Source organism: Streptomyces sp. HUAS TT7, assembly GCF_051550175.1.
In the GTDB taxonomy this organism is placed as follows: domain Bacteria; phylum Actinomycetota; class Actinomycetes; order Streptomycetales; family Streptomycetaceae; genus Streptomyces.
Genome location: NZ_CP196175.1, coordinates 4,748,725 through 4,773,450 on the forward strand (window position 1 = coordinate 4,748,725; position 24,726 = coordinate 4,773,450).

General features: G+C 70.7%; 25 protein-coding genes and 1 pseudogene. 19 read left to right on the forward strand and 7 right to left on the reverse strand.

The genetic code is table 11. From position 1 onward, the window contains the following. Positions 1 to 19 precede the first annotated feature (19 nt). Genes ACSHXC_RS21455 through ACSHXC_RS21470 form a run of 4 tightly spaced genes read left to right on the forward strand, consistent with a single transcriptional unit; the run spans position 20 to position 5,920 of the window. On the forward strand, positions 20 to 1,483 hold the full coding sequence (locus ACSHXC_RS21455; protein ID WP_438293138.1) for a site-specific integrase: 1,464 nt from the start codon (positions 20 to 22) through the stop codon (positions 1,481 to 1,483). Beyond that, a complete protein-coding gene (locus tag ACSHXC_RS21460) occupies positions 1,483 to 3,219 on the forward strand; it encodes a hypothetical protein (RefSeq protein ID WP_438293139.1) in 1,737 nt (578 codons plus the stop codon). The genes ACSHXC_RS21455 and ACSHXC_RS21460 overlap by 1 nt, the downstream gene beginning before the upstream one ends. Continuing rightward, entirely contained in the window at positions 3,216 to 5,405 is a 2,190-nt protein-coding gene (locus tag ACSHXC_RS21465; RefSeq protein WP_438293140.1) for a site-specific integrase, read from the forward strand. The genes ACSHXC_RS21460 and ACSHXC_RS21465 overlap by 4 nt, the downstream gene beginning before the upstream one ends. Beyond that, positions 5,393 to 5,920 carry a hypothetical protein gene (locus ACSHXC_RS21470; RefSeq protein ID WP_438293141.1) on the forward strand — a complete coding sequence of 176 codons (528 nt, stop codon included), beginning with the start codon at positions 5,393 to 5,395 and terminating at the stop codon, positions 5,918 to 5,920. Before ACSHXC_RS21465 ends, ACSHXC_RS21470 begins: the two co-directional genes overlap by 13 nt. Here the strand turns inward: ACSHXC_RS21470 and ACSHXC_RS21475 are convergent. The 3 genes from ACSHXC_RS21475 to ACSHXC_RS21485 are packed head-to-tail and all read right to left on the reverse strand — an operon-like array spanning position 5,902 to position 8,492. Beyond that, positions 5,902 to 6,768 (reverse strand): WbqC family protein, encoded by an 867-nt coding sequence (locus ACSHXC_RS21475; protein WP_438293142.1) that lies wholly within the window; start codon positions 6,766 to 6,768, stop codon positions 5,902 to 5,904. The genes ACSHXC_RS21470 and ACSHXC_RS21475 overlap by 19 nt on opposite strands. Next, a complete protein-coding gene (locus ACSHXC_RS21480; protein ID WP_438293143.1) occupies positions 6,710 to 7,378 on the reverse strand; it encodes a YdcF family protein in 669 nt (222 codons plus the stop codon). Before ACSHXC_RS21480 ends, ACSHXC_RS21475 begins: the two co-directional genes overlap by 59 nt. Before the next feature lie 16 nt (positions 7,379 to 7,394). After that, complete coding sequence (locus tag ACSHXC_RS21485; protein ID WP_438293144.1) at positions 7,395 to 8,492, reverse strand: hypothetical protein; 1,098 nt, start codon at positions 8,490 to 8,492, stop codon at positions 7,395 to 7,397. A gap of 155 nt (positions 8,493 to 8,647) precedes the next feature. Here ACSHXC_RS21485 and ACSHXC_RS21490 point away from each other — a divergent pair, with 155 nt between their 5' ends. The 5 genes from ACSHXC_RS21490 (at position 8,648) to ACSHXC_RS21510 (ending at position 11,684) form a co-directional block, all read left to right on the forward strand. Continuing rightward, complete coding sequence (locus ACSHXC_RS21490; RefSeq protein ID WP_438293145.1) at positions 8,648 to 9,073, forward strand: hypothetical protein; 426 nt, start codon at positions 8,648 to 8,650, stop codon at positions 9,071 to 9,073. Between the two features lie 8 nt (positions 9,074 to 9,081). Beyond that, positions 9,082 to 9,480 (forward strand): ATP-binding protein, encoded by a 399-nt coding sequence (locus ACSHXC_RS21495; RefSeq protein ID WP_438293146.1) that lies wholly within the window; start codon positions 9,082 to 9,084, stop codon positions 9,478 to 9,480. Then, positions 9,474 to 9,953 carry a hypothetical protein gene (locus ACSHXC_RS21500; protein ID WP_438293147.1) on the forward strand — a complete coding sequence of 160 codons (480 nt, stop codon included), beginning with the start codon at positions 9,474 to 9,476 and terminating at the stop codon, positions 9,951 to 9,953. Before ACSHXC_RS21495 ends, ACSHXC_RS21500 begins: the two co-directional genes overlap by 7 nt. Positions 9,954 to 10,014: 61 nt before the next feature. Continuing rightward, the gene (locus ACSHXC_RS21505; protein ID WP_438293148.1) at positions 10,015 to 11,136 is read left to right on the forward strand and encodes an adenosylhomocysteinase; all 1,122 of its coding nucleotides are present in this window, start codon (positions 10,015 to 10,017) and stop codon (positions 11,134 to 11,136) included. Positions 11,137 to 11,141: 5 nt separating this feature from the next. Beyond that, positions 11,142 to 11,684 (forward strand): NUDIX hydrolase, encoded by a 543-nt coding sequence (locus ACSHXC_RS21510; protein ID WP_438293149.1) that lies wholly within the window; start codon positions 11,142 to 11,144, stop codon positions 11,682 to 11,684. A 404-nt stretch (positions 11,685 to 12,088) separates the two neighbouring features. On the opposite strand, the gene ACSHXC_RS21515 is transcribed toward ACSHXC_RS21510, so the two are convergent. The 3 genes from ACSHXC_RS21515 to ACSHXC_RS21525 all read right to left on the reverse strand — a co-directional run bounded on the left by ACSHXC_RS21515 (position 12,089) and on the right by ACSHXC_RS21525 (position 15,215). Continuing rightward, positions 12,089 to 12,436, reverse strand: a complete 348-nt coding sequence (locus ACSHXC_RS21515; protein ID WP_438293150.1) for an STAS domain-containing protein — start codon at positions 12,434 to 12,436, stop codon at positions 12,089 to 12,091. A gap of 1,280 nt (positions 12,437 to 13,716) precedes the next feature. Then, a complete protein-coding gene (locus ACSHXC_RS21520; protein ID WP_438293151.1) occupies positions 13,717 to 14,427 on the reverse strand; it encodes a GAF and ANTAR domain-containing protein in 711 nt (236 codons plus the stop codon). Positions 14,428 to 14,474: 47 nt separating this feature from the next. Beyond that, the gene (locus ACSHXC_RS21525; RefSeq protein WP_438296733.1) at positions 14,475 to 15,215 is read right to left on the reverse strand and encodes a GAF and ANTAR domain-containing protein; all 741 of its coding nucleotides are present in this window, start codon (positions 15,213 to 15,215) and stop codon (positions 14,475 to 14,477) included. Between the two features lie 521 nt (positions 15,216 to 15,736). Between ACSHXC_RS21525 and ACSHXC_RS21530 the strand changes: the two genes are divergently transcribed. The 10 genes and pseudogenes from ACSHXC_RS21530 (at position 15,737) to ACSHXC_RS21575 (ending at position 22,259) form a co-directional block, all read left to right on the forward strand. Then, the gene (locus ACSHXC_RS21530; protein WP_438293152.1) at positions 15,737 to 15,904 is read left to right on the forward strand and encodes a hypothetical protein; all 168 of its coding nucleotides are present in this window, start codon (positions 15,737 to 15,739) and stop codon (positions 15,902 to 15,904) included. A gap of 229 nt (positions 15,905 to 16,133) precedes the next feature. Further along, positions 16,134 to 16,949, forward strand: a complete 816-nt coding sequence (locus ACSHXC_RS21535; RefSeq protein ID WP_438293153.1) for a GAF domain-containing protein — start codon at positions 16,134 to 16,136, stop codon at positions 16,947 to 16,949. A gap of 283 nt (positions 16,950 to 17,232) precedes the next feature. Beyond that, complete coding sequence (locus tag ACSHXC_RS21540) at positions 17,233 to 17,511, forward strand: hypothetical protein (RefSeq protein WP_438293154.1); 279 nt, start codon at positions 17,233 to 17,235, stop codon at positions 17,509 to 17,511. A 257-nt stretch (positions 17,512 to 17,768) separates the two neighbouring features. Next, a pseudogene (locus ACSHXC_RS21545) lies at positions 17,769 to 18,227 on the forward strand (septum site-determining protein Ssd); the annotation flags it as partial. 29 nt (positions 18,228 to 18,256) lie between these two features. Then, positions 18,257 to 19,453, forward strand: a complete 1,197-nt coding sequence (locus ACSHXC_RS21550; protein WP_438296735.1) for a TadA family conjugal transfer-associated ATPase — start codon at positions 18,257 to 18,259, stop codon at positions 19,451 to 19,453. 35 nt (positions 19,454 to 19,488) lie between these two features. Further along, a complete protein-coding gene (locus ACSHXC_RS21555) occupies positions 19,489 to 20,328 on the forward strand; it encodes a type II secretion system F family protein (RefSeq protein ID WP_438296737.1) in 840 nt (279 codons plus the stop codon). Then, a complete protein-coding gene (locus tag ACSHXC_RS21560) occupies positions 20,325 to 21,119 on the forward strand; it encodes a type II secretion system F family protein (protein ID WP_438293155.1) in 795 nt (264 codons plus the stop codon). The genes ACSHXC_RS21555 and ACSHXC_RS21560 overlap by 4 nt, the downstream gene beginning before the upstream one ends. A 90-nt stretch (positions 21,120 to 21,209) precedes the next feature. Next, on the forward strand, positions 21,210 to 21,443 hold the full coding sequence (locus ACSHXC_RS21565; protein ID WP_438293156.1) for a DUF4244 domain-containing protein: 234 nt from the start codon (positions 21,210 to 21,212) through the stop codon (positions 21,441 to 21,443). 34 nt (positions 21,444 to 21,477) lie between these two features. Then, positions 21,478 to 21,807 (forward strand): TadE family type IV pilus minor pilin, encoded by a 330-nt coding sequence (locus ACSHXC_RS21570; RefSeq protein ID WP_438293157.1) that lies wholly within the window; start codon positions 21,478 to 21,480, stop codon positions 21,805 to 21,807. Beyond that, the gene (locus ACSHXC_RS21575) at positions 21,804 to 22,259 is read left to right on the forward strand and encodes an Rv3654c family TadE-like protein (RefSeq protein WP_438293158.1); all 456 of its coding nucleotides are present in this window, start codon (positions 21,804 to 21,806) and stop codon (positions 22,257 to 22,259) included. Before ACSHXC_RS21570 ends, ACSHXC_RS21575 begins: the two co-directional genes overlap by 4 nt. Here ACSHXC_RS21575 and ACSHXC_RS21580 read toward each other — a convergent pair. Continuing rightward, positions 22,201 to 24,678: a DEAD/DEAH box helicase gene (locus ACSHXC_RS21580; RefSeq protein ID WP_438293159.1), complete on the reverse strand. Its 2,478-nt coding sequence runs from the start codon at positions 24,676 to 24,678 to the stop codon at positions 22,201 to 22,203. The two genes, ACSHXC_RS21575 and ACSHXC_RS21580, sit on opposite strands and share 59 nt — an antisense overlap. Between the last annotated feature and the right edge of the window lie 48 nt (positions 24,679 to 24,726).

Here is a 24,726-nt window from a genome sequence, read left to right on the forward strand (position 1 = left end):
TCTTAGATAGCGTCACTGCATGGAACAGATGTTCTATTCTTCCGATGCGTGGGAATCCTGGGACCTGGCGTTCAAGCCAGCGATTCCGGAAGGGATGCCCCTCCTCTTCGATGACGACCTGCTTCTTGAGGACCCTGGCGGACCCAGAACTGCAGCCGTTGTGAACAGATGGGCCTGCGAGCTACCCGTGAATGGGTGCCCGGCGCCGAAGTCGTGGCCGTACTACGTCCGCACCGTCCGGGAGTGGATGGAGTTCGCGGCTGAGCATGGCGTGACCCTGTTCGACAGCCGGGACCGGCTGAAATCGGTGCTCGGCGCGTACGCCGTTCATCGTGCAACTGGCCCTATGGACAGCCGTTTTGCGGCGTCAACCTGGAACCAGAGCATGGGCATCCTGTCGGGGTTCTACCGATGGGCCATGGCCGAGGGGTACACCACCGCGGAACCGTTCACCTACAAGCAGGCCACGGGCTACTTCAACGGCCAGTTTCGTGAGGTCTCGGTGAATCGGGCACGCCGTCGGCAGCCGAAGGAACACGTCACGATCAAGTACCTGGAGGAAGACTTCCAGGACCTGTTCCTCAAGGGGCTGGCGGGCCTTCGGGGGGACGGAGAACCAGACCCGGCCTACAGGGGACGGGAGTTGGCCCGCAATGCCGCCGTCGGGCGGTCGGTGCTGTCCAACGGGTTGAGGTGCCAGGAGTTCACCTATCTGCTGGTCTGCGAGATCCCGCCGTTGCCCGAGCGCCGGTCGTCTCTGCCGGTGTCGTTTCCGGTCCCGGCCGGTGTCACCAAGGGAACGAAGTACCGCGAGTCGTGGATTGACTATGACGCGCTCGCGGAACTGCACGGCTACGTCGACCTGGAGAGGGAGATGTCCGTCTACGGGTCGTCCTGGCGACCTCCGGCCCGCTGGGGCGACCCGCTGATGGTGACGGAGTTCGACGCGCGGGGTGGACGGATCAACGGCAGGCGCGTCCCGTGGGAGTTGATGACGCCAGGACAGCGGAGGCGTCTGGTCGGCCCGGACGGCGGGTCGATGCTCCTGTCGGTCTGGGGCAACGGCCGCCCGTTCACCTCGTGGCCGAGCGTGTTCAAGCGCACGGCGAACCGGATCCGGGAACGTTTCGAGCCGCGGTTTCCGCACGTCGCCCCGCACCGGCTACGGCATTCCATGGCCATGTCGACCATGATCAGGCTGGTTCGGGGCTACTACGAGCAGGCGGCCCGCCAGGTGAGGGATGCCGACGACGACGCCGGACTGGCCTTGTATCTGCGCAAGACCGAGCCCTTGCTGATCCTGCGGGACCTTCTTGGACATAGCAGCGCTCTGACCACGGAAAAGTACCTGCACCGCATCGACACCACCCGAATCTTCCGGGAGCTCTACAGCCAAGTCGGCCGTGAGTACGGCCTGTTGGACGAGGAAGCGGCCGTGCGTGAGGCGGCGGAAGAGTTCGACGACGAGTTGGAGTACGCCTGATGCCCGCAAGTGTGATCGACAGCCCTCTGGGTATCGAGTGCGTCTTCAGTGACGGCTCCGCTTCGCGCCGGTTCGTCGGGAGCGAACTCAACCCGCAGCTGGTCCGCACGCTGCTGACCGGGCTGTCGGATCTTGTCCACCCGCACGGGGACTTGGACAAGAACAACACCATCTCGCTCTATCTGACCGCCCTGCGCTACCTGGTGCGGGCCCTGGACGCTGAGGGTTTCCATGGCGATGCCGGGGAACTCACACGGGCCAGGTTGGCGGCCTACTGGATGAGCGGGATACGCAGCATGCATGAGCAGGCGCAACGGCAGATGTTGCGCAGTGCCGATGACCAGTTGGGCATTCTGGCGCCCGAAGTCCGCGCCTTGGTCGACGGCCGGAACTTCAACCAGCGACGCCGGGAGGGCCTCACTCCTCTCCAGCCCTACAGCGAGGGCGAGTGGCAGCGGATGACCGAGACGTCACGGCGGATCGTGAAGCAGTCGTACGCGGAGCACAAGAAGGCCCTGGCTCTTGCCGGGCAGGGGCAGGACCCCCATGAGCACGGATGGACCTCGGAGAATGTGCAGTGGTTCCTGCACACCTACGGCCCGGAGATCGGGCAGAGGGAGCTGAAAGCACGGGCCTCGAAGTGGGGCAGGAAACTGGAGGTGGACGGCGACGTTCCCGAGTTGCTGTCGGGCCTCTTCCCGCCCCCGAAGGTCCTCGTGTCGTATCGGATCCTGTTCGGGATCTACACCGGCATCGTGCCGGACGGCATCGCCGGGCTGGGCCTGGACGACATCGACTGGGCCGGTGACGAAACCGTTGTCCTGGACTACCTCAAAGGCCGCACTGCGGCGGAGTCGATGACGCTGTCGCCGCGGGCGACGCGTCTCCTGCAGCAGTTGCTGAACCACTCTGCGGTCGCCCGGCGCTTCGCGCCGGCAGACGTACGGGAGGACTTGTGGGTGCGGTACTGGATCACTCCGCCGCACTGGGCGTCCAGACCGCCGGACAAGCGCCTGATCCGCTTGTGGGTGGTGAACCAGGGCCTGCTCGGGGACGACGGCAAGCCGTTGAGGATCCACCAGCACCGGATTCGCACCACGCACAGCGCCATGCGCGACCGGTCGCAGTGGCGGGGGACCAGACGGACGGTGATCGACCCGAACCGCAGTCCGGCGGTCGAGGGGGACTCATATCTCACCCTGGGCACCGGTGAACAGCGCGACGCCGTGGAGGAGATCATTGCCGCCGCCCAGGCGGACATGGTGCGTCGCGCCGAGCCGCCCGTGGTGCTGCACAGCGAGGAGACCGCCGAGCTGTTGCGCGACTATCCCGAGCACGTGGCCCGGCTCGGACTGGACGATGGGGCTCTGCGGGAGCTGGTCGGCGGTCGCCGCGACGTCTTCACGGCAGCCTGCGGTGATCAACTCTCCGGCCTGCACGGGCCGAAGGGAAAGCCGTGTCCGGCCCGGCCGTGGGTGTGTCTGCTCTGCCCCTTGGCCGTGTTCACCCCGAGGCACCTGCCGAACCTGCTGCGGCTGAAGGCCTTCTTCTCGCGCCAGTGGCAGCAGTTGACCAGTGATCAGTTCATGTCGGTCTTCGGTCCGTACGCCCAGCGGCTGGACGACATTGTCCGGCCGGGCACCTACTTCACCGAAAACGCCCTGGCGGAGGCTGCAGGCCAGGTCGCCGACAGCGACGATGAAATCCCGTTGAGGCCCGAGGAGACCACCGCGTGACCACCGCGTTCAGAGAGAGCCTGCCCGGCCGGATGCCGCCGGCCTCATATTTTGCAGGCCAGGACGTCTGCGCGGCCGCGGGCTTCACCCTGCGGCCCGGCCGCACACGATGCGTGTTCGACCAGGACTGCTGGGACTTCACCGGGGTCGAGGGCATCTCACAGGAGACCTCGCCGGCCTCGCTCGTCCTGGACTTCCGGCACATCCGCAACCCGCGCTGGCAGATCCTGGCCAAGGAGTACGTGTTCGCGCGGCTGGCCCCGGGACACGAGGAAGTACGGGTGCTGCCCGCCGCCTTCCGGCTTCCCCTGGCGGTCCGCAGCATGCATGCCCGGCTGGCGGCCCTGACGCGCTGGCTGAACTGGCTCACCGAGCACGGCGTGACCGCGTTGTCGCAGGTGACGCAGCAGCACTGCGATTCCTACCTGGAGTGGAACCGTCACGTTCGCGGTGAGGACGGAAAGCCGATCCGGGCCGCCAGCAGCGGGTATCGACTCCAGGCGGTGCTGGCGGTCCAGGAGATCGCCTTCTACCCGGAGCTGTTCAGCACGGACGCCTACGCTGCCGGGTTCCGGCCGTGGGGCTCGATCAGCGCCTTTCGGGTGTCCGGTTACTCCCACGCGGAGGCCAACAAGACACAGCCGGTGCCGGAGGAGACGCTTCAGCCCCTGCTGGCCGCGGTCCTCTACATGATCGAGCACCTGGGCCCGCACGTCGTGGAACTGAACGCGGACTTCGTCGCACAGCGCCACCCACAGCGCGCGGTCCCGCCGGGGCAGTGGTTCCAGTCGATGTCCGAGGCCATCGCCAGGCATGTCCAGGAGGGACGGCCTTTCGACATCACCATCGACCGCGTCGTGCGGAACCGACTCGACGAAGGCTGGGCGCTGGAGGATCCCTTGCTGCGGCTGAACCTGCGGAGTTTGTGCATCGAGGCAGGGCTGTCGGGGACAATGCCCAACTATCGGACTCCCCGGCTGAGGCCCGTCCTGGAGGCCGCGGTGGCGAAGGTGGGGCTGGAACACCGGTGGGGCTGGAACGCGGCCCTGGTGCCCCGCGCAGACGGCCAGGGAGAGGTGCCCTGGACGCTGCCACAGCCCATGGAACCGGCCTACCGTGTGGTCCAGGCGATGAGAGCGGCATGTCTGCTGGCGATCGCGGCACTGACCGGCATGCGGTCGAGCGAGATCATGGAAATGCCGGACCAACCACAGCTTCCTCCGGCACAACTCGGTGAGGGCCGCGTGCGCTACCGCCTGCAGAGCAAGCTGGTGAAGGGCCAGCCGCTCGGCGGACTGCGCGAGGAATGGATCACCGTCGAGGAGGCCTACCGCGCGGCCGGCATCGCCCAGGAGTTGGTGGACCCGGGACGCCGAGGCGGGTTCCTGTTCGGGCGGTTCGCCGTCACCGCGATGATCGACGCGTTCCGGGCGTGGGTCAACGGCCCGGAGGGCCAGCGGCTCGGGCTGGCGCCGATCCCGGACACGAAGGTCAACCTCCGGATGCTCAGGCGGACCTTGGCGTTGGAGCTGGCTCACCGTCCCGGTGGACTCCTGGCGGCCAAGATCCACCTCAAGCACCTCTCGGTGGTCACGACGGAGGGATACGCCGCCCGGCCGGGCGGCAGTCAGGCAACTCTGCTGGCCGAGGTCGCCCAGGAAGAGCAGGTCCGCAACCGGGAGTTGACGGCTCAGGCATTCCGGGACTTCCAGGACGGCATTCTGCCGTCCGGCCCCGGGGCGAAGGACCTGATCGACTTCTTCGCCTTCGTCGACGGCCAGATCGCACGGCCGGGTGCCCCCAGCGTCAAGCGAAGTGACCAGGAAGTGCTCAACCTCCTGGCCAGACGGGCCGAGACGCTGCATCTGGGGGTGGCCAACTACTGCTGGTTCCTCGACCCGTCGAAGGCGTTGTGCCTGAAGCTGGCCGGGGTGTCAGCCTCCGCGAACGCTCAGCCCATGGCGGGTCTGTGTGATTCCGCGCGATGCCCGCAGGCCACCCACCACACGTGTCACCGACCGGTGTGGGCCTCCAGGGCGGAGAACACCAAGATCTTCATCGGTTCGATCGGCCGAGGACAGAAGACCGAGAGGGCCCGCTTGGCGGCCGACCTTGCCCGTGATGAGCGAGTGCTGGCCGAGATCGACGCGGCTACGGGAACGGAGGGCGATGCATGGGCCGGGTGAGTGAGGAGACCCGTCAGGCGAACGAAGCGGCGATCCGGGTGGCGATGGACCGGATGCTGTCCGGTGACCTGCCCGAGGGAGGCAAGTGCGACATCAAGACGCTGGCCGCCTTGTCGGGGGTGGTCCGGACCGGCTTCTACCCGAAGAGGGGCCGGGACGGCGCCCCGCGGCCGGGCCCTTACCAGCATCTTGCGGAGGAGTTCGAGCGGCGGCTGGCGGCTGTTCAGGCATCGGGGACCGTTCCTGATCCACGCGTCGCACAGATCGAGCGCCTCAAAGCGCGCAATTCCGAGCTGGAACGGCGGGTCAAGGACCAGGACGCCGAGATCACAAGGCTTTCGGAGTTCCGTCAGCTGGCACTGTCACGCATCGCCGCCCAGCACCTGGAGATCGAACGACTGCGGGAACAGGCCGAGCAGCCTGCAGCCGTCCGCCAACTGCCGCAGCCACGCAGGAGAACGAGCGATTACCTGCCCCCGGTCAAGAGCACGGCCCCCTATGGCTCCTGCAGCTGACGAGGACGGACACCGCACCGGACTGGTCCGCTGCTGGGGACGTTGAGTCGTACGTGATGGGGGACGTCCACTGCTAATTCACCGGTGGCGTGGTGCAGTTCGAGAGCAACAGCATCGGGTCCGAGGAGCATCAGCGCACGAAGCGCGCTGATGCTCCGGGCGCCCTCCCACACCCCGGTGGTCGGAGTGCGGAACGAGGTGACCGTGATGCTGCGGGCGGTGAACAGGCCCGTGTCGAGATACGTCATGCCGCCGGTCCCGCACAGATATGACCGGGCTCCGGTCACAGCGGCGAGGTCGGCAAGCCGCTGGGAACGTCCCGGCCGGGCGGGCAGCTGGCTGGAGCGGAGGATCTGGCCCTTCCAGCCCAGCAGGTCCAGCAGGCGGCGGGTGGACGCTTCGGCGAGATCGGCGGTCCTGGGGGTGGTCTCGAACAGGCTGAGGACCGTGGCGAGCGCGTCCTGCAGGAGGGGCCAGTGAGGGCTGGCCCCATAGCGCTGCTGCAGCATCAGCGCGGTCCGCCGTTGGGAACGGACCGGATCGGCGATCAGAGCGTCCTGGATCGCTGTCTGACGGCCCTGGGGCAGGTGGGTGGGCAAGGACAGCCACTGCCACTGCTCAGGGTCCCGGAGGGCGGCGAGGCGGGTTCGGTGCTGGTAGTCGCGGCGGGCGAACTGCACGTCGTCCAGGACGATCCAGTAGTCGGCGGCGAACAGCTTGGCCAGGGTCGAGAGCCTGGGGAACCAGTTGGGCTGGTGGATGGCACACAGCCCGCCCGGGACAGGCAGCTCAGGATGCGATGAGGCGGCTGGTGAAGCCGGAGCGGATGAGAGATTCGTACGCGGCATGCACGTCCCCCGGAACATTCTGCTCGATGGCGAAACCGAGCTTCGGGTATTCGATGACCCGCTGCAGGTCGCCGACGAGCATGTCCAGGACGAGCTTCTCGTCGCCGATGGACTTCAAGTAGTCGTCGAACTCCAGCGGCTCGGATGCACAGATGACCTCCACGTCGGGCCAGAGCTTGCGGGCGGTGGCGAACGACCGCCTTTCCATATAAGGCTTGGAGATCAGCAGCACCGAGTTCGGGGTGATGCCAGCGGCGGCCAGGACGTCACGGGAGCGGGTGATGTTCTGCCCGGTGTTGGCGGCGTTCGGCTCCAGCAGGATCGCCTCGGCGGGGACACCGAGGTCGATGGCGTGCTCGCGGAAGTGGACGGCCTCGCCACGCGGGAACACCTTGGCGGTGGTGGGGCTGTTGCCGCCGGTGAACACCAGGCGCGGGAAGAGTCCGGCGCGATACAGCTCGACGGCGGCGGCCGCGACCCCGAGGTCGTGGCTGCCCAGGCCGATCGCCACGTCGACGGGCCGCACCTCGTGGTGCATCTGGTGGAAGTCCCAGATCAGCTTGGCCCCTCGCCACTGGTCGTCGGTGATGGTCTGCTGGTGGTTGCGCACGCGGTCGTCTCCCTGGTCACCGTTGCCGGGGCCCGGCAGGGCCCTCACTGGCCTTCACGCCCTCGATACTGCGCAGTTGGTGCACGAGCCCGTACTTGGCGGCCGTGCTTGCGGCCCGGTCGAGGACGAGGAGTCCATCATCGCGGGTTGCCGCATCGGAGAGCAGGATGTGGCCGTGAGCGGTGTCCAGTCGCACGCGTTGCATCGGTGAGTCGGAGGTCCCGCTGCTGCGGGCGGTGTCGATAAGTTGCAGGGCGGCAGTCAGGTCGCCGACACCCCGGCGGGCCAGGGCGAGCTTCTGCTGGGCCACCGCCCAGTCGTCGGGCTCGGTGAGGTCCTCGAACTCGCGGATCGCGGCCTGCATGACGCGGGTCGCATAGTCGTGGTTGCCGTCCTTGCTCAGCGCGGTCCCCACCCACAGCCGGGCCCTGGCACGGTCGCGGCGCGAGAGCCGGTCATCGACGGCGAGCGTCTCGTAGTGGTGGGCTGCGGTCTCCAGCTTGCCGGACATCTCCGAGACGACGGCGAGGGACAGGTCGAGCTGGGCGACGCGGCGGGGGATGTCGAGCTGGGCGAACACGGAGCGGGCACCGGCATAGGAGTGCTGGGCGGACAGCGGCCCGAGCACGGCGCCCTGGTCCCGTTTGAGGTCGCCGAGCAGGGCGGTCGAGCGGGCGAACAGATACAGGCCCTTGTCGTCGAGCTCGGCGGGCTGGAAACGGGTCAGCCACCGGCTGAGAAGGGCGTCGGCAAAGGCGAAGCTCTGCCGCGAGAGGGCAACGACCGTCCGGTCCAGGTCGTCGGTCCACGACTCGTACTCCCACGCGCGGGGCCCGGCCGTGGTGACCCGCCGGCGGCCGCCACTGGCGCCATGGCCGAGTTCGGACAGCAGCGTCTCGAACCGCAGGTGGACCGCGGCGTCCGCGCGGGCGAGCGCGGTGTCCAAGATGGCTTGGGTGTCGGGTCTGGGCTCGGTGGCGGCAAGGAGCTTCTCCCACTTGGAGACCGTCGCGACCGCCAGGCCCAGGCGCTCGGCGAAGGCCCGCACGCTCAGCCGCAAGGCGAGCCGCAGGGCCCTGGCTTCCAGGCCGGTCCAGTGGTGCACGGTCGCCACGCGTCACTCCCTTCCGCCAGCCATCGAAGCACGGCCCGTGCAGCCGGAGGGACGGAAGTGGAACAGAAGTAGAACAGCCGGTGATTGGCCCCGAGTTGGCCGAGCGCGACGCTCAAGAGGTCACCACTCGCCGACACCCTTGGACGGTCTGACGCATGGAACCCCTCACGGAGCATCGCCTGGTCAACGGCCCGGTCGTTTACGGCTTTCTACGGCTGGTGCGGGTCCCGGCGGCCCGGCAGAAGGCGCTGGTCGCCTCGCTCGCCGAGTACTGCCGCAGCCACGAGTTGCAGCTGTCCGGCGTGTTCACCGACCGCGACGCGAGCGGGGGGCCCGACTCCGCGGCGTTCACCGGACTGCTGGACGTGCTGGCCCTGCCCGACGTCTACGGAGTGGTTGTTCCTGCCGCCTCGCACCTCGGGCCCAAGGCCATAGCGGCCGAACGAGTACGCCAGATCGAGACGGCCAGTGCCCGGCTGCTGCAGGTCCGCCAGACCCGCACCTCCCGCGCGTCCACTCCGCCCCGCGATCCCGCCCGCCGCGGGCGGGGCTCTGCCCGGCTCCTGGACGCCGAGACGTGAGGGCCGTGATGACCGACACCATGCAGCGGTTCTTCACCACACGGCCCGAATCTGTCGGCCAGGCACGGGCGTTCGCGGACACGGCATTGAAGGGCTGGGGCCGCACCGCCCGAGCTGAAGACGTCCGGCTCTGCGTTTCGGAACTGGCCACCAATGCCGTGGTCCACGGCACCGCCCCTGGCCATGGATTCCTGCTGCGGATCGACGCCGATGACGAGGTGGTACGCGTCGAAGTACACGACACCCGCCGCGGCCAGCCCCAGGCCCGTGAGCCTGCCGCCACTGACCTCTCCGGCCGGGGTCTGATGCTGGTGGCAGCCCTCGCCGACGGCTGGGGCGTCGAGGACCGCCACCCGACGGGGAAGATCGTCTGGTCCTGCTTCAAGGCCGGGGCGGCATCATGCTGAGCACCCCATCGACCGGCGCCCCCTCCGGGCCGGGACCAGGGCTGATCGTGTCGCTCGCGGCCTGGACCTGGCCGGGCCGCGACCCGAGCGGCCGGGAGGTCGCGCACATCCTGATCACGCACACTCCGGGCCGCACCGAGCAGGACACCGCCGAGGCGATCGAGGCCCGCATGCGACGCATCGCCGACGGCCTCGGTCCCCTGGCCAGACGCCACCAGGCCATGCCGGACCTCGCCCGCTGCCTGCACATCGTCGGGGGGCAGGTACTGCTGAGCTTCCCCGGCACCCGTTACCGGCTGCGGCTGCCGACCCGCCCCTCCTTGACGGGCCTGGTCGCCCGCACCGGCGAGGCGGTTCTCCTGCTCGGCCTCGATGCGCTGGCACAGTCCGCGAACGCCGCCCGGGTCGATGCCTACCTGGACGCCGCGCTCGCAGCCGACCGGCTGCTGTTCGGACGCGCCCGCACCCGCTGACCTTCGGTTCTTCCCGCACGGCCCCACCCCCCACTGGATGGACGGATGAGAGGGAACTGCCATGGAAGCCTTCGAACGCGCCCGGCTGGACGCCTACTTCGCCCGGATCGCCGCCCAGTTCACCCCCGGCGAGCCGACCGCCTCGTTTCTGATCACTCATCTGCTGCCCGAACGGCCCGCGTTCGTCCGCGCCGTCGCGGCGATGACCCGGCTCACGGCCGTGCTGCCCAAGCCCAAGTCCATCAACGCCGCAGCCCAGCGCGAGGTCGAACAGTCCGTCCCCGTCGACACCCTCACCCGCAATCTGTTCGCCGAAGCGGACACGGCCCTGGACTACCTCGAATCCCGCGCCGCCGGAGAGCCGGTCAGCCTGCTCGATGTCGGCGGCTACTTCGCGCCCTGCCTCGCCGACCTGCACAGCCGCTTCACCGGACAGGTCGCCGGAGTCATCGAGGACACCGAGAACGGGCACCGCCGCTACGAGGACCTCGACAAACTGCCCTGTCCCGTCATCTCCGTCGCCCGCTCGCCCCTGAAGGACCCCGAGGACTTCCTCGTCGGCCAGTCCGTGGTCTTCTCCACCGAGGCCGTCATGCGCGACCGCGGCGACATCCTCCACGGACGGCCCGCCCTCGTGATCGGCTTCGGCAAACTCGGCTCCTCCATCGCCCGACTCCTGCACGCCAAGGGCGTCCAGGTCACCGTCTTCGACATCGACCCCGTCCGACGCACCCAGGCCATGTCCCAGGGCTTCACCGTTGCCCGTGACCGCGAGAGTGCCCTGACCGGGGCCGGCCTCGTGCTCTGCGCGACCGGCGCCGTCTCCCTGCGCAGCGAGGACTTCGGACACCTCCGCAACGGCGCCTATGTCGCCACCGTCACCAGCAGCGAAGACGAACTCGACCTCGCCGGCCTCCCCGACGTCTACACCCGCACCCAGGTCGGCGACCACGTCACCCGCTACCAGACCACCGGCCACTACTTCTATCTGGCGAACGGCGGCAACGCCGTCAACTTCATCCACGGCGCCAGCGTTGGACCGTTCATCTTCCTGATCCAGGCCGAGATCCTCGCCGCGATCAGGATGCTCACCCGCGGCGACCTCGCCCCCGGCATCCATGAGGTCCCCGCACCCGACCGCGAAGCCATCGCGGCGACCTGGCTCTCCTACTTCAACAGGTGATCATCATGACCATCACGACCAACCACATCCGCATCACCCTCACCTCCTACCTCGACCAACACCCCGAGAACAAGCGCGAACTCGCCATCGTCCTCGGCCTCCTCGATGACGGCGACGACCTCACCAGCCGAAAGACCCTGCCCGGCCACATCACAGCCGGCGCGATCCTCGTCGACGCCAACCAGCGCATCCTGCACATTCACCACAACGCCACCGGCAAATGGCTCCTGCCCGGCGGCCACCTGGAGCCCGAGGACGGAACCCTGCTGCAGGCGGCCGGCCGCGAACTGACCGAGGAAACCGGCATCCCGCCCCAGGTCATCACCCCACACAGCGAAGTCCCTCTCCACATCGACATCCACCCCATCTACGCCAACCCCGCCAAGGACGAACCCGCCCACCAGCACTTCGACTTCCGGTTCCTGTTCCGCACCACCGCCGACATCGGCGACCTGCAGACCGAAGAAGTCTCCGACGCCGCCTGGCGCAACATCGACCAGATCACCGACCCTCAACTCCGACACCGCATCGCCACTGCCCTGCGCTGAAACAACCCCGGCCCGTCAAATAGGCCACTCAGCCAACGAGGGTGAGCCGTTAAGGAAGCTGACACCAGGGGCAAAGTAGCTGAACGTGACACTCAGGCCATGAACGCGGGGTCATCCTCGGCCAGGAGGGGTGCCGTTAACGAGCGGCGCTCCAGGTGACAAGTAACCCGCGAGTAGCTTTCGGATCGAAGGTGCCGCGCTGATCCCCTGGATGCCGGAGTACCTGCACCGGCTGTCATCCCGTTGTGGTGGGAGACGCCGACGCGGAGGACGACGATGGGGCGGATCAAGAAGGGCTGCCATTAAGGGCCTGTGTCTGAGGCTGGCATGACATCTGCATGCCACGTGCTGGGGCCCCTCTGAGTCAGTGCCGGAGGCGGAGCCCGGTGATGCCGCGGTATGGCTCAGTCGTCGAGGGCAGCTTCGGCCTCGGCGATGGTGTCATAGACCCGTAGGACCTGCTCCGCCCCGGTTCTCTGGAAGATCCGCCACAACCTCTCGGGCACGCATGCCAGCGCCAGCACGGCTCCGACGGTGTCTGCCTGCCGCCAGGTTCGCATCAGCAGGGCCAGTCCGGCAGCGTCGCAGGACGAGACGTGGGAGAGGTCCAGCACGATGAAGCGGCGGCCCTGCATGATCAGTTGTTTGAACCGGGGCCGGAGCACCGGATCCGTGTCCGCGTCGATGTCACCGCTGACCCTTGCCACCAGGAAGCGGCCAGAGGAAATCATCTCGACCGAGGGATCAGCCACAACGCTCTCCGTCCTCGATGGCCGCGGCCGTTCTGGATAACACGTCTCTATGGTGATAGTTGCGCGATGGATCGTGTTCAGGAAGCGGCTGGACATCTCCCGTGAGCTGCAGCGGGCCGCTGTCCGTGAGTTCCGATGTCGGTCTGGTCTGGTGTGGGCGTCGGTTGTGTTGTCTGTGGGGCGGTAGAGACTTCAGCTGCGCTTCGGCGGGGTGGAACAACGGGCATCGGTGCGCGCCGGGTTGGCGGGTGCTGGTTGGCTGGAAGGTCCGGCGCGCGCAGCGGGGCGGGTCCGAGCGTGCTGCAGTGCTGGTGCCGACGGTGGTGCCGGGCGGTCGGCGGGAGGGGCGTGGGTGTCGAAGTGGTGGTGGTGTGGCAGTTGCTCGGTCCGGCCTCGGGTCCGGAGGCGTTGACTCTGGCCAATCTCGGGCCGTGCAGGGGCCATGCGGGGTGTTCGGGAGTATGTTCAAAGGGCACTCGTGGACGTCGCGCTGTGGGCCGGGTTTCTGCCTCTCGGGCAGGGCCCGGTGATGGTGCGGCGGTCGCCGCAGAACGAGGCTGCATCGAGATCTGGGCCGTGACCCCGCCCTGCCGGCGCCGACCGAAATGGGTCGGTGCCGCCTTTATGAGGGCTGGTTTGAGGCCCTTCCCGGACATCTTCCGACTGCTCACTCACCACCGGCCCTGCCGGTGACGCAGCAATTCCCTGCCTTGATGAACGGGCACGGACAGAAGGTGAATCTGGGACCCCAACGGGTAGTTGAACTGCCAGGCAGTGTCTGCTTGTTGTGGGACGGCCGCCGCCCGGCCACGGACGGCGCGGCGGCGGCCGCCTGCGCGAGGAGAGGGGCTCCCCTCCATACTCTCCTCGCTCCCACCGTCCTCACCGGTGCCCGGGGCCTGCGGGAGTTTGGCCCGGCTCGGACAGCACCGCGAGGACGAAGGGCCGGAGCCGCCGTAAGCGGTGCGGCGGCTCCGGCCACCCCAACAAAGACGGACCAGCCAACGGCAGGCCCAGGGGGCCCGGCCAGGGGTGGCCGGCCGGACCGGTGGGCGCACCGCGTGGAGAGCCGTCCGCCCAGCTGTCTACTTCGCATCGTAGGCCCGGCTGGCGGCGATTCAAGCGTATAAATCGGACCAGTGGACACGCCGAGCCGTTCTGCAGGACCGCGGCAGGGGTCCGGTGTGTCCGGGAGGCAGGGTACCGGCCGGGAACCGGGGCCGTACCGTCACGATAGTGCGCCGCCCGGCGGCCCGGGCGGCCCGGTAGAGGCGGGACGGTCAGGGCCCGGGCGGGGTGTCGTCGGCGTCCAGGCGCAGCCGGTGGGCGAGGAGTTGGCGGGCGGTGTCCAGGAGGGGCCGGTCGTGGCGGTAGGCATAGCCGCGGAGCCGGGCCAGGGCCTGGGCGCAGTCGAGGTCGAGTTGGGCGGCGAGCATGCCGGTGGCCTGGTGGACCTCGGCGAAGTGCAGTTCGGTGCCGTCCAGGAGCCGGTCCGCACCGGCGGGTGTGGCGGTGCGGGTGATGAGGTACTGGGCGAGCAGGTCGGCCAGGACCAGGGCGCTGGTGAGGCGGCCGGTGTTCAGCGGGCCGGGGGTGGTGCGGTGGCCGGTCAGGACGCCGACCGCGATGATGCCGATGCGCAGCGGGAAGGCGAACACGGCGCGGATGCCCAGCTCCAGCACGGGGCCGGGCAGGCCGGGCCAGCGGGCCGGGTCGAGGGTGGTCAGGTCGGGGACCAGGACGATGGTGCCGGTGCGGGCCGCGTCCACACCGGGGCCCTGGCCCTGGGTCAGCTGCAGGTCTTCCAGGGCGGTGGTGTGCTGGCCGAAGGCCTGGAGGAGTTCGCCTGCCCGGCCGCCGGGGGCCAGCAGGAAGGCCAGCCCGTCCAGGTCGAGTTCGCGGCAGGCGTCCGCCAGCGGCAGGGCGGGCAGGCCCGGGCCGTGGTGGGCATCCAGGGCGCGCAGCAGCGCGGCCGCGAGGGCGTAGGGCATGGCGGCGTCCTCCGTCCCGTGCTCCCGGGCCGGGCCCGGGCAAGACGTCATCCTTCAGGGTCCAGCAGACCGGACTCGGCGGTGCCGTCCAGGACCTGGCGGGCCACATCGGTGAGTTTGGCACCGTGGTTGCGGGCATGGGTGCGCATCCGGGCAAACGCCATCTCCACGCTGGTGTGGTGGCGGTGGGCGAGGTAGCCCTTGGCCTGCTCGATGACGGTCCGGGAGTCGAGCGCGTGCTGGAGCTGTGCGATCACGGTCATCTGTTCGTGCACCGCCCGCTGTTGCAGGATGCCGATGGTGGCGGTGTTCGCGAGCGCCTGGGCCAGCCGCAGCTGGCCGGCGTCCAGCGGGCCGGGCCGGTCGCGGAACAGGTTGAGCGCGCCGATCACCTGGTCCTGCCAGCGCAGCGGGGCCGCCACCACCGAGGTGAAACCCAACTCCACCGCCCGCGGGGTGAAGCGGGGCCAGCGCGTGCGGGCGGCCTTGGTGTCCAGGCGGACATCGCAGACCGGGGCCCGGGTGCGGAAGCAGTCCCGGCACGGCCCCTCGTCCCATTCGACGCCGGACAGCTCCAGCTTCCGGGTGCGCTCGTCGGAGGCCGCCGCCTCCACCACCGGGCCCTGGGGCAGGCCGAGCAGCACCCCGGCCGCCGCCACCTCCAGCAGGTCCACACAGTGCTCGGTGAGCGTGTGCAGGAATGCGATCACGTCGAAGTCGCGCACCAGCGTGTCGGCGAGATCGACGAACGCGGACGCGAGCCGCTCCTCACGCGGCATCTCGGGCATGGCGGTCACACCGCCCCTTCCGTCTTGCCACACCACGCGGCACGCCCGCGGCCACCGGCCGCTTACGCCGTTTTGTCCGCAGAGCACAGTCCAGCGGTGTGTGAGTGTCGGCCGCACAGGGCCGCGAACGTCCGCTGACGGCTGAACGGCCTCTCCCGTCGTTTCTGGGCCGCCGAATACCGGCATCAACACCGCACTCACGCTGGTGGAGGCATCCACGGAATCACCACCACGCTACCCCTGCGCAGCCGGGCAGTCACCCACAGACATCCGGCCACGGGCACCGGCGTACCCGCGGACGCGAAGCCCGGGGCGACGCCCCGTAGGTGCGCCCGTCGGCACGGGGACACCCAGCCGGCTGTCTGCCCCGCATAGCAGGTCCCTACCGCCATCCGGGCCCGTTCGGCGGTATCCATCCTGGGCGCCCGAGCCCCCTCGCTACCGTCCGCACAGAGGCAGTCGTTGGCAGTGGGTGGCGGAGAGGGGCACGCCCATGGGGGCGGGACCTGGGACTGGACGAGGTGGTCGAGCACTTCACCCTGGACGACGGTGAACTGGCCCGGCTGCTGTTCACCATGCACATGACGCCGTACGGCGAGGTGAAGCTGAACATGACCAGCCGCCTCAGCCTCTCCGACACCACCCCGGCCGAACCCGCCGATGGCACGGACACCGACGACCAGACCTGATACCGAAGGCCAGTCCGGCGGGACCGCAATGCACGTCTCGCAGACGAAGACCCCAGTGGTACGCGGCGATCCGCCCAAATCACCCAGACAACACGCCGGCGCGGGCTCTGCACCACACGCACAGGGGTGGCCGGACGGACCCCCGCGGGCCACGCTGAACTCCAAGGGCCAAAGCCGCGCGAGGCAGCAGCGGCAGCGGGCTGATTCGCTGACTCACGGAGGCCGCACGATGCGGAAGCAAGACGGCACGGCCTGGTCCCGGCTGGCGCCCACCGCGCGCATCGCCATCACCAAGCACCCGGACCACGCCGCCATGCTGCGTGTGGCCGGGGAACTCGACGAGGCATGTCTGCCCGCCCTCGCTCAGGCCCTGCTCCGCCTGGAGAACACACCCGGCAAGGTGGCGCTCGATCTGAGCCGTGTCACCTTCTGCGCCCCGGCCGTCCTGGACCATCTGGTGAGCGCCGCCCACCAACTCGGCGCCGCCGGCAGCGAACTGGTCATCGAGCGCGCGCACAGCCAGGTCCTCAACACGCTGCGGCTGTGCGGACCACCCGCCGGGCTGCGGATAGCTCCCGCGCCCATGGGCCTGCTCACGCCGGATGAACACCAGCGCCGCGACAGCCTCGTCCGCGCCACCCTCGCCCTGGCCCTGCGGATCACCAGCGCCCCGATGGGCAACGCCCAACTGCTGGACCCCGCCGCCGGCGTGCTGCGCATCGTGGCCCAGCGCGGCTTCCGCGATCCGTTCCTCAGCTTCTTCGAAACGGTCGACGACCGCGACACCGCCTGCGGCATCGCCGCCCAGGACCGCCAGCCCATCTTCGTCGACGAGGTAGCCACCTCCCCGATCTTTCTCGACACCCCGGCACTTGACGTCCTGCAGGATGCGGACGTCGGCGCCGTGGTCTCCCTGCCCATCACCACCCGCGACACCACCCTGATCGGCGTGGTCTCCACCCACCGCCCCCATCCCGCCGCATGGACGCGCGAACAGCAGAACACCCTCACCCGCCTGGCCCGCGCGGCCAGCCAGACGCTCTAGGCAGCACCACGCCCACAGCACCAGAACCCATCGCACAGACGGGCGGCTCAAAGCTCGGCGACATTGAAGCGGCTCCCCAATGACGATCGAGCCATCGACGAACGACGCCGAGAAACCGACACAGCCACCAGCCCCCTGAAGTTACCCACCAGTCAGCTTGCCCCTGATATCAGCTTCCTTAACGGCTCACCCAACGAGCCCAGGCGAGAGATCGCCCACGGACGCGGGTGAAAGCCCATCCGAGGGCGGCCGGATTGTCAGTGGTGCGCGGGACCCTGATCCGATGACCGCAGCATCGTCCCGCGCCACCGCCTTCGACCAGCAGATTCCCGACCGCCTTGCTGCCGTCGGGCCGGGGTGGCGCCCCTTGCTCCTACGCCTGCATGATGAACTCCTCGCCCTGGCCCCGGACTATCGCCTCGAAGAAATAACCCCGAAACTCGGCGGCCTGCGGATCTACGTCGCGGACAAGTTCGAAGATGGCGGAGAGTTCGACGGAGCCTGGGCGGACACCGCCGGCCTCCTTGCCGAAGTCGCCGAACTCGAAGCGGAGAAAACCTGAGAATCCTGCGGAGACCCCGGCCGCACCCGCTTCCACGGCGACCAACACGGCACCTGGATCAGAACGCTCTGCGACGGTTGCCGCAACATCCCAAGCTCGCCCTGCGAGGAGGGCGAACTATGATGTGACATCAGCCACATGCTGCCGTTTGAAAGAGACACCACATGATCCGCCGCAACGCGACACAGACTCAGGCGCCAGCCCCTCGATAAGCGACACGACCTGCGAGGGACACGGCGAGTGTCGCGACAAACTGCGACCGGGGGGACTCGGTGGTGATCCCGGGGGAGGCGATGCGCGCGGTGCTCGCAGCGGCCCGCCGACGGGGCGGGGTCGTCGTCGTGGACCTGCCGCGCCGCGTCGACGACGCGGTGGTCGAAGCGCTCGCCCAGCTGGACCTGGGGCTTCTGGTGGTCCCGGCCGAGCTGCGCGCGGTCGCGGCGGCGAACCGGGTCGCCTCCGCGGTCGGCATGGTGCTGCGCGATCTGCGCGCGGTGGTACGGGGCCCGTACGCGTCCGGGCTCGACGAGCAGTGGGTGGCCGGCGCGCTGGGTCTGCCACTGGCGGGTGAACTCCCGGTGGAATCAGGTCTGTTGGAGGCCCAGGAGGGCGGTGCTCCGCCGGGGAGTGCGCCACGCGGGCCACTGGCCAGATTCTGCACGGCCTTCTGGGACCAGGCACTGGCCGGCGGCCTCGCCGGGGGAGCGGTGTCATGAACACGGTGCAGCCCTCATTGGGGGCGCCGATGTCGGCCGCGGGCGGGGCGCGCCCCAGCGGGACGCCGGTACGGGGCGCGGGCCCGCCGCTGCTCGACGCCGTACGGCAGCGCCTTGCCGAGAGCGGGGCCGAGCCCACCCCGGCCAGGGTCGCGGCCGCCCTGCGCGCTCAGGGACGGCTGCTCGGCGACGCCGAAGTCCTCGGCGGGGCCGAGGAGTTGCGGTCCGAGCTGGTCGGGACCGGTCCGCTGGAGCCCCTGCTCGCCGATCCGGAGGTCACGGACGTCCTGGTCTCCGCGCCCGACCGGGTGTGGGTGGACCGGGGCGGTGGGCTGGAGCTGACCGGGGTCCGCTTCGTCGACGCGGCGGCGGTGCGCCGGCTCGCCCAGCGCCTCGCCGCGGTGGCGGGACGCCGGCTCGACGACGCCCGGCCCTGGGTGGACGCCCGGCTGCCGGACGGGACCCGGATGCATGCCGTCCTGGAGCCGGTCGCCGTCGGCTCGGCCTGCCTCGCGCTGCGCGTGGTGCGGCCGAGGGCGTTCTCGCTGGCCGAACTCGCCGAGGCGGGCACGGTGCCGCCCGATGGTGGGCGGCTGCTGCGAGCGCTGATCGAAGCCCGGGTGTCGTTCCTGGTGAGCGGCGGCACGGGCACCGGCAAGACCACGCTTCTGTCCACCCTGCTCGGCCTGGTCGGAAAGGGCGAGCGGATCGTACTGGCCGAGGACTCGGCCGAGTTGAGGCCCGACCATCCGCATGTGGTGCGCCTCGAATCACGGCCCGCCAACCAGGAGGGCGCGGGTCTGGTGACCCTGCGGGACCTGGTGCGCCAGGCCCTGCGGATGCGGCCGGACCGGCTGGTCGTGGGCGAGGTGCGGGGCGCCGAGGTGACCGATCTGCTGGGCGCCTTGAACACGGGCCACGAGGGAGGTTGTGGCACGGTCCATGCCAATTCCGCAGCCGATGTACCGGCCCGTCTCGAAGCGCTGGGCACGGCGGCCGGGCTCGACCGGGCCGCGCTGCACAGCCAGTTGGCGGCCGCGCTGTCGGTGGTGGTCCATCTCGTACGCGACCGGGCCGGGCAGCGCCGGATCGCCGAGGTGCGCGTCCTGGAGCGGGACGCGGCGGGCCTGGTGGTGACGGTGCCCGCGCTGCGGTGGGGCGCGGCGGGGTTTGTGCGCGACTCGGGCTGGGAGCGGCTGCGGGCGCTGATCGGGGGTGCGTTGTGAGGGATCTTCAGGTGGGGCTGCCCGCTTGGGCGGCGATGTGCGCGGGGGCGGCCGCCTGGATGTGGGCCGGGCAGGACCAGGGGGCGCGGCGGGCCCGGCTGATGTTCGCGGGAGCCGGAAGTGCCGCCGGAGAGGGCGCTTTCGGGGCGTCGCCTCTTGGGCGGTGGTGCGAGAGGGTGCGGGGCCGGGCGCGGTGGCGGGTGGAGTGGCTGTGTCTGCCGCTGGGGCTTGCGCTCGCCGTCCTGGGCGGATCGGTGCTGCCGGTGATCGCTGGGGCAGTGGCGGTGCCCTTGGTGGGGCGGCGGCTGCGGGCCCGGGAGCGCGAGCGGGCCAGGGTGCGGCGGGCCGACCAGGTGATCGCCTGGTGTGCTGCCGTGGCGGGGGAGCTGCGCGCGGGTCGGCAGCCCGGCCAGGCGCTGGCCGCGGCCGCCCGGGACACCGCGGCCCTGGGCGCGGCGACGGCATCCGTGGTGGCGGCCGCGAAGTTCGGCGGCGATGTGCCCGGGGCGCTGCGCGAGGCGGCCAGGGAGCCGGGCGCCGAGGGCCTCGCCGGGGTCGCCGCGTGCTGGCAGGTCGCGGTGGACGGCGGGGCGGGGCTCGCCTCCGGTCTGGAGCGCCTGGAGAGCGCGCTGCGGGCGGAACGGGAGCAACAGGACGCACTGAGCTCCGAGCTGGCGGGGCCGCGCACCACGGTGCTTCTCCTCGCCCTCCTGCCGGCGCTGGGTCTTGTGCTCGGCACGGCGATGGGCGCGAGCCCGCTGCGGGTGCTGCTGCACAGCCCGGCCGGGTTCGGGTGCCTGCTGGTGGCCGGGGCCCTGGAGACCGCCGGGGTGTGGTGGGCGGCGCGGATCGTACGGGCCGGGGAGGGGCGATGAACCCGTGGTCGCCGGAGGTTGTCCACAGGCTGGGGGTGGCGGTGGGGGCGGTTGCCCTCGCCCTGTGGACGGCGCTGGGGGTGGCACGGCGCCGGGAGGAGCGCAGGGTGCGGCGCCGGACGGCCGCGCTGCTGGCCCTTGAGGCGCTCACCCTGCCCTCGCGCCGGAAATGGAGCCCGGCGTGGACGGCCCGCGCCAAGCAGTGGGGAGCGCCGCTGGGGGCGCTGGCGGCCGGCTATGCGCTGGTCGGCGGGATCGGGGGCGTGCTGGCCGGCCTGGCGGCGGCGTACGGGGCCTGGGTGTGGGCACGTCGGCGCCGGGCTCGGGGGGACGTGGACGGTGCGCGCCGGGCGGCGGCCCGCGAACTTCCGCTTGCCGCTGATCTGTTGGCCGCGTGTCTCGCGGCCGGGGCCGGGCCGCGCGAGGCGGCGGGGGCGGTCGGGGCCTCATTGGAAGGGCCCGTCGGCGCCCGGCTCGGCCAGGTCGCCGCCGAGCTGCGCATGGGCGGTGAACCGGCCGACGCGTGGGGGAGGTTGGGGGCGATACCGGGCGCGGCCGAGCTGGCCCGCTGCCTGGAACGGGCCGCTTCGTCGGGGGCTCCCGCGGCGGGCTCCGTCGCGAGGGTGGCCGAGCGCTGCCGGTCCGAACGGACCCGGGAGGCGTCGGCCCGGGCCAGACGCGCGGGCGTGCTGATCACCGGCCCCCTGGGCCTCTGCTTTCTCCCGGCCTTCCTCGCGGCGGGGGTTGCCCCGGTGGTGATCGGGCTCGCGGGCGGGCTGCTGAGGCGGTGAAGGGGTTCACCGCGCCGAGCCGCTCGGGCGACTCGCCGGCACAACGCGGATGTCATTCAACGGACGTATCAATCAAGGGAGTTGGGACTCATGGGTGCGGTAATCAATCGGCAGGTCGGTGCCATGGCGCGGCGGATGCGGCTGTGGAGGCTCGCGCTGCGGCGCAGGGCGCGGGGGGACGCCGGGATGACAACCTCCGAGTACGCCGTGGGCACCCTCGCGGCCTGCGCCTTCGCGGCGATTCTGTACAAGGTCGTCACCAGCGGCGGGGTCGTGTCGGCGCTGACCCAACTGATCACCAGGGCACTCGATGTGCAGTTCTGAGCGCGGCCGACGATGGCGGGGCGACCGGGGGTTCGTGACGGCCGAGACGGCCGTGGCGATTCCTGCCCTGGTGGGGTTCGCGCTGGCGCTGCTCTGGGCGCTGACGGCGGCCTCGGCGGAGATCCGGTGCGTGGACGCGGCCCGGGCCGGCGCCCGCGCGGCGGCCCGCTCCGAGCCGGAGGCCGTGGCGGTGGCAGCGGCCAAGTCTGCGGCGCCGAAGGACGCCATGGTCACGGTGCGGCGGACCGGGGAGCTGTGGCGGGTCCGGGTGGAGTCCGCCACGCCGGGACCGCACCACCTGGCCCTGAGGCTGAGCGCCGAGGCCGCGGCACTGGCCGAGGACACGGTGGGGGAGGTCTCGTGAACCGGCGGACGTGGGGTTCTGCGCATGGGGCGATACGAAGCCGCCTGGGCCGCCGGGTCGGAGATCTGCTCAACCGATGTGCGCAGGAACAGAGTTGCGCCGACCGGGGCTCCGCCACCGTGTGGGTGGCGCTCACGGCCGCCACGATGTGTGCCGTGTTCGCGGCCGTGCTGTGCCTCGGCCAGGCGGTGGCCGCCCGGCACCGGGCCGGCGGGGCCGCCGACCTGGCCGCGCTCGCGGCGGCCGACCGGGCCCTGTGGGGATCGCCGGACGCCTGCGCCAAGGCCACCGAGGTGGCCCGGGCCCAGGGCGCGGAGCTGGTGCGCTGCACGGTGGCCGGGGAGATCGCGGACGTACGGGTGCGGGCGAGGTTCGGTCCGTACGCGCCGAGTGTCAGGGCCCGGGCGGGGCCGCCTCCGGGTCTTCCGGGGCTCCCCGCAGCAGTTCCGTGAGGAGGCGGACGGCGCCCCGCTTGTGCAGCGGGTCGTTGCCGTTGCCGCACTTGGGCGACTGAATGCAGGACGGGCAGCCGGCCTCGCACTCGCAGGACGCGATCGCCTCGCGGGTCGCGGTCAGCCAGCGCGCTGCGGTGTGGAAGGCGCGCTCGGCGAATCCGGCGCCGCCCGGGTTGCCGTCGTACACGAAGACCGTGGGCAGCAGGGTGTCCGGGTGCAGCGGCACGGAGACGCCGCCGATGTCCCAGCGGTCGCAGGTGGCGAAGAGCGGCAGCATCCCGATGGAGGCGTGCTCGGCGGCGTGCAGGGCGCCGCCGAGGATCTCCGGGTTGATGCGGGCGGCCTCGAGCTGGTCCTCGGTGACCGTCCACCACACGGCCCGGGTGCGCAGGGTGCGGGGAGGCAGGTCGAGCTTGGTCTCGCCCAGTACCTCGCCGGTGATCAGTTTGCGGCGCAGGAAGGAGACGACCTGGTTGGTGACCTCGACGGAGCCGTAGCAGAGGCGGCCGGCTCCCCACGGGATCTCGGTGTCGGTCGAGAGGACGGAGATGGAGGTGGTGTCCCTGGCGACGGTCGAATAGGGCGGGCTCGCCTCCTCGACGAGGGCGGCGGAATCCTCCAGGTCCAGGTGGTTCACCAGGTACGTACGGCCCTGGTGGAGGTGGACGGCGCCGTCGTGGACGGTGGTGTGGGCGGCGGACGCGTCGACCGTGCCGAGCAGCCGTCCCGTCGAGGCCTCGACGACCTGGACCGGGCGGCCGCCACCGCCCCGGATGTCGGTGAGGTCGGCGGCCCGCTCGCGGCGGGTCCAGAACCATCCGTTGCTGCGGCGCCGGAGCAGCCCCGCCTGCTCCAGCTGCGGCATGAGCTCCGGGCTCGCGGGGCCGAACAGTTCCAGGTCGGCCTCGGTGAGCGGGAGTTCGGCCGCCGCCGCGCACAGATGGGGAGCCAGGACGTACGGGTTGTCCGGGTCGAGCACGGTGGACTCGACGGGCTGCTGGAACAGCGCCTCGGGGTGGTGGACGAGGTAGGTGTCCAGCGGGTCGTCGCGGGCGATCAGGACGGCCAGGGCACCCCGGCCCGAGCGCCCGGCCCGGCCCGCCTGCTGCCACAGCGAGGCCCGGGTGCCCGGGTAGCCCGCGATCAGGACGGCGTCGAGGCCCGAGACGTCGATGCCGAGTTCGAGGGCGGTGGTGGCGGCCAGGCCCAGGAGCTCGCCGGAGTGCAGGGCCTGCTCCAGGGCGCGGCGCTCCTCGGGGAGGTAGCCGCCCCGGTAGGCCGCGACACGCCGGGCGAGGGGCCGGTCGACCTCGTACAGGCGCTCCTGGGTGATGACGGAGATCAGTTCCGCGCCGCGCCGGGAGCGGACGAAGGCGACCGTGCGGACCCCCTGCACGGCCAGGTCGGTGAGCAGGTCGGCGGTCTCGGCGATGGCGGTGCGGCGCACCGGGGCGCCCTTCTCGCCGGCCAGCTCGGTGAGCGGCGGCTCCCACAGGGCGAAGACCAGCTCGCCGCGCGGGGAGGCGTCGTCGGCGACCTCGACGACGGGCAGGCCGGTCAGGCGGCCCGCGGCGACGGCGGGCTCGGCGGCCGTGGCCGAGGCGAGCAGGAAGACCGGGTCGGCGCCGTAGCGGGCGCACAGGCGGCGAAGGCGGCGCAGGACCTGGGCGACGTGGGAGCCGAAGACGCCGCGGTAGGTGTGGCACTCGTCGATGACGACATAGCGCAGGGCGCGCAGGAAGGAGGCCCACCTGGGGTGGGAGGGCAGGATGCCCAGATGCAGCATGTCCGGGTTGGTGAGGACGTAGTTGGCGTACTGGCGTACCCACTCGCGTTCCTCGACCGGGGTGTCCCCGTCGTACACGGCGGGCCGGACCGCGTTGCCCAGCGGGGCCGCGAGGGCCTTCACCGAGCGGCGCTGGTCGGCGGCCAGGGCCTTGGTCGGGGCGAGGTACAGCGCGGTCGCGCCGCGGCCGTTGGGGGCCTCGGAGCCGTCCAGGAGCGTGCTGAGGACGGGCGCCAGGTAGGCGAGCGACTTGCCGGAGGCGGTGCCGGTGGCGATCACCACCGACTCGCCGTTCAGGGCGTGCTCGGCGGCGGTGGCCTGATGGGCCCAGGGATGCTCGACGCCGGCGTCCTGAATGGCGTTGATCACTTCCGGGCGGATGAGGTGCGGCCAGACTGCATGACGGCCCGCGCGTGGGGGCAAGTGCTCCGTATGAGTGATGCGCGCAGCCCGGTCGGCCCCTGCGGTGAGCCGGTCGAGGACCGTGCCGGGGTCGGGTCGTTCACCCGTGCTGTCGGCGGGTGTTCTGGGGCGGTGATTCCTGGCCATCGGCACCGAGTGTGTCACTGGCGTAGCGGACAATGGTCCCAAGGCGTCGTGCATGGCTGCTGGTAAGTGATTGAATGCCATCGCGGCTGGCGATCCGTTCTCTGGCTCCGCCGGGGAGACTCAGGGGGC

Excerpts from the sequence above, each read along its gene's own strand:
- ACSHXC_RS21490 (WP_438293145.1), top strand. The coding sequence starts at position 8,648 with ATGGAACCCCTCACGGAGCATCGCCTGGTCAACGGCCCGGTCGTTTAC.
- ACSHXC_RS21460 (WP_438293139.1), top strand. The coding sequence starts at position 1,483 with ATGCCCGCAAGTGTGATCGACAGCCCTCTGGGTATCGAGTGCGTCTTC.
- ACSHXC_RS21475 (WP_438293142.1), bottom strand. The coding sequence starts at position 6,768 with ATGCCGCGTACGAATCTCTCATCCGCTCCGGCTTCACCAGCCGCCTCA.
- ACSHXC_RS21525 (WP_438296733.1), bottom strand. The coding sequence starts at position 15,215 with ATGCCCGAGATGCCGCGTGAGGAGCGGCTCGCGTCCGCGTTCGTCGAT.
- ACSHXC_RS21565 (WP_438293156.1), top strand. The coding sequence starts at position 21,210 with ATGGGTGCGGTAATCAATCGGCAGGTCGGTGCCATGGCGCGGCGGATG.
- ACSHXC_RS21560 (WP_438293155.1), top strand. The coding sequence starts at position 20,325 with ATGAACCCGTGGTCGCCGGAGGTTGTCCACAGGCTGGGGGTGGCGGTG.
- ACSHXC_RS21500 (WP_438293147.1), top strand. The coding sequence starts at position 9,474 with ATGCTGAGCACCCCATCGACCGGCGCCCCCTCCGGGCCGGGACCAGGG.
- ACSHXC_RS21455 (WP_438293138.1), top strand. The coding sequence starts at position 20 with ATGGAACAGATGTTCTATTCTTCCGATGCGTGGGAATCCTGGGACCTG.
- ACSHXC_RS21535 (WP_438293153.1), top strand. The coding sequence starts at position 16,134 with ATGCGGAAGCAAGACGGCACGGCCTGGTCCCGGCTGGCGCCCACCGCG.
- ACSHXC_RS21510 (WP_438293149.1), top strand. The coding sequence starts at position 11,142 with ATGACCATCACGACCAACCACATCCGCATCACCCTCACCTCCTACCTC.
- ACSHXC_RS21555 (WP_438296737.1), top strand. The coding sequence starts at position 19,489 with ATGTGCGCGGGGGCGGCCGCCTGGATGTGGGCCGGGCAGGACCAGGGG.
- ACSHXC_RS21505 (WP_438293148.1), top strand. The coding sequence starts at position 10,015 with ATGGAAGCCTTCGAACGCGCCCGGCTGGACGCCTACTTCGCCCGGATC.
- ACSHXC_RS21580 (WP_438293159.1), bottom strand. The coding sequence starts at position 24,678 with ATGGCATTCAATCACTTACCAGCAGCCATGCACGACGCCTTGGGACCA.
- ACSHXC_RS21495 (WP_438293146.1), top strand. The coding sequence starts at position 9,082 with ATGACCGACACCATGCAGCGGTTCTTCACCACACGGCCCGAATCTGTC.
- ACSHXC_RS21540 (WP_438293154.1), top strand. The coding sequence starts at position 17,233 with ATGACCGCAGCATCGTCCCGCGCCACCGCCTTCGACCAGCAGATTCCC.
- ACSHXC_RS21520 (WP_438293151.1), bottom strand. The coding sequence starts at position 14,427 with ATGCCCTACGCCCTCGCGGCCGCGCTGCTGCGCGCCCTGGATGCCCAC.
- ACSHXC_RS21550 (WP_438296735.1), top strand. The coding sequence starts at position 18,257 with ATGTCGGCCGCGGGCGGGGCGCGCCCCAGCGGGACGCCGGTACGGGGC.
- ACSHXC_RS21470 (WP_438293141.1), top strand. The coding sequence starts at position 5,393 with ATGGGCCGGGTGAGTGAGGAGACCCGTCAGGCGAACGAAGCGGCGATC.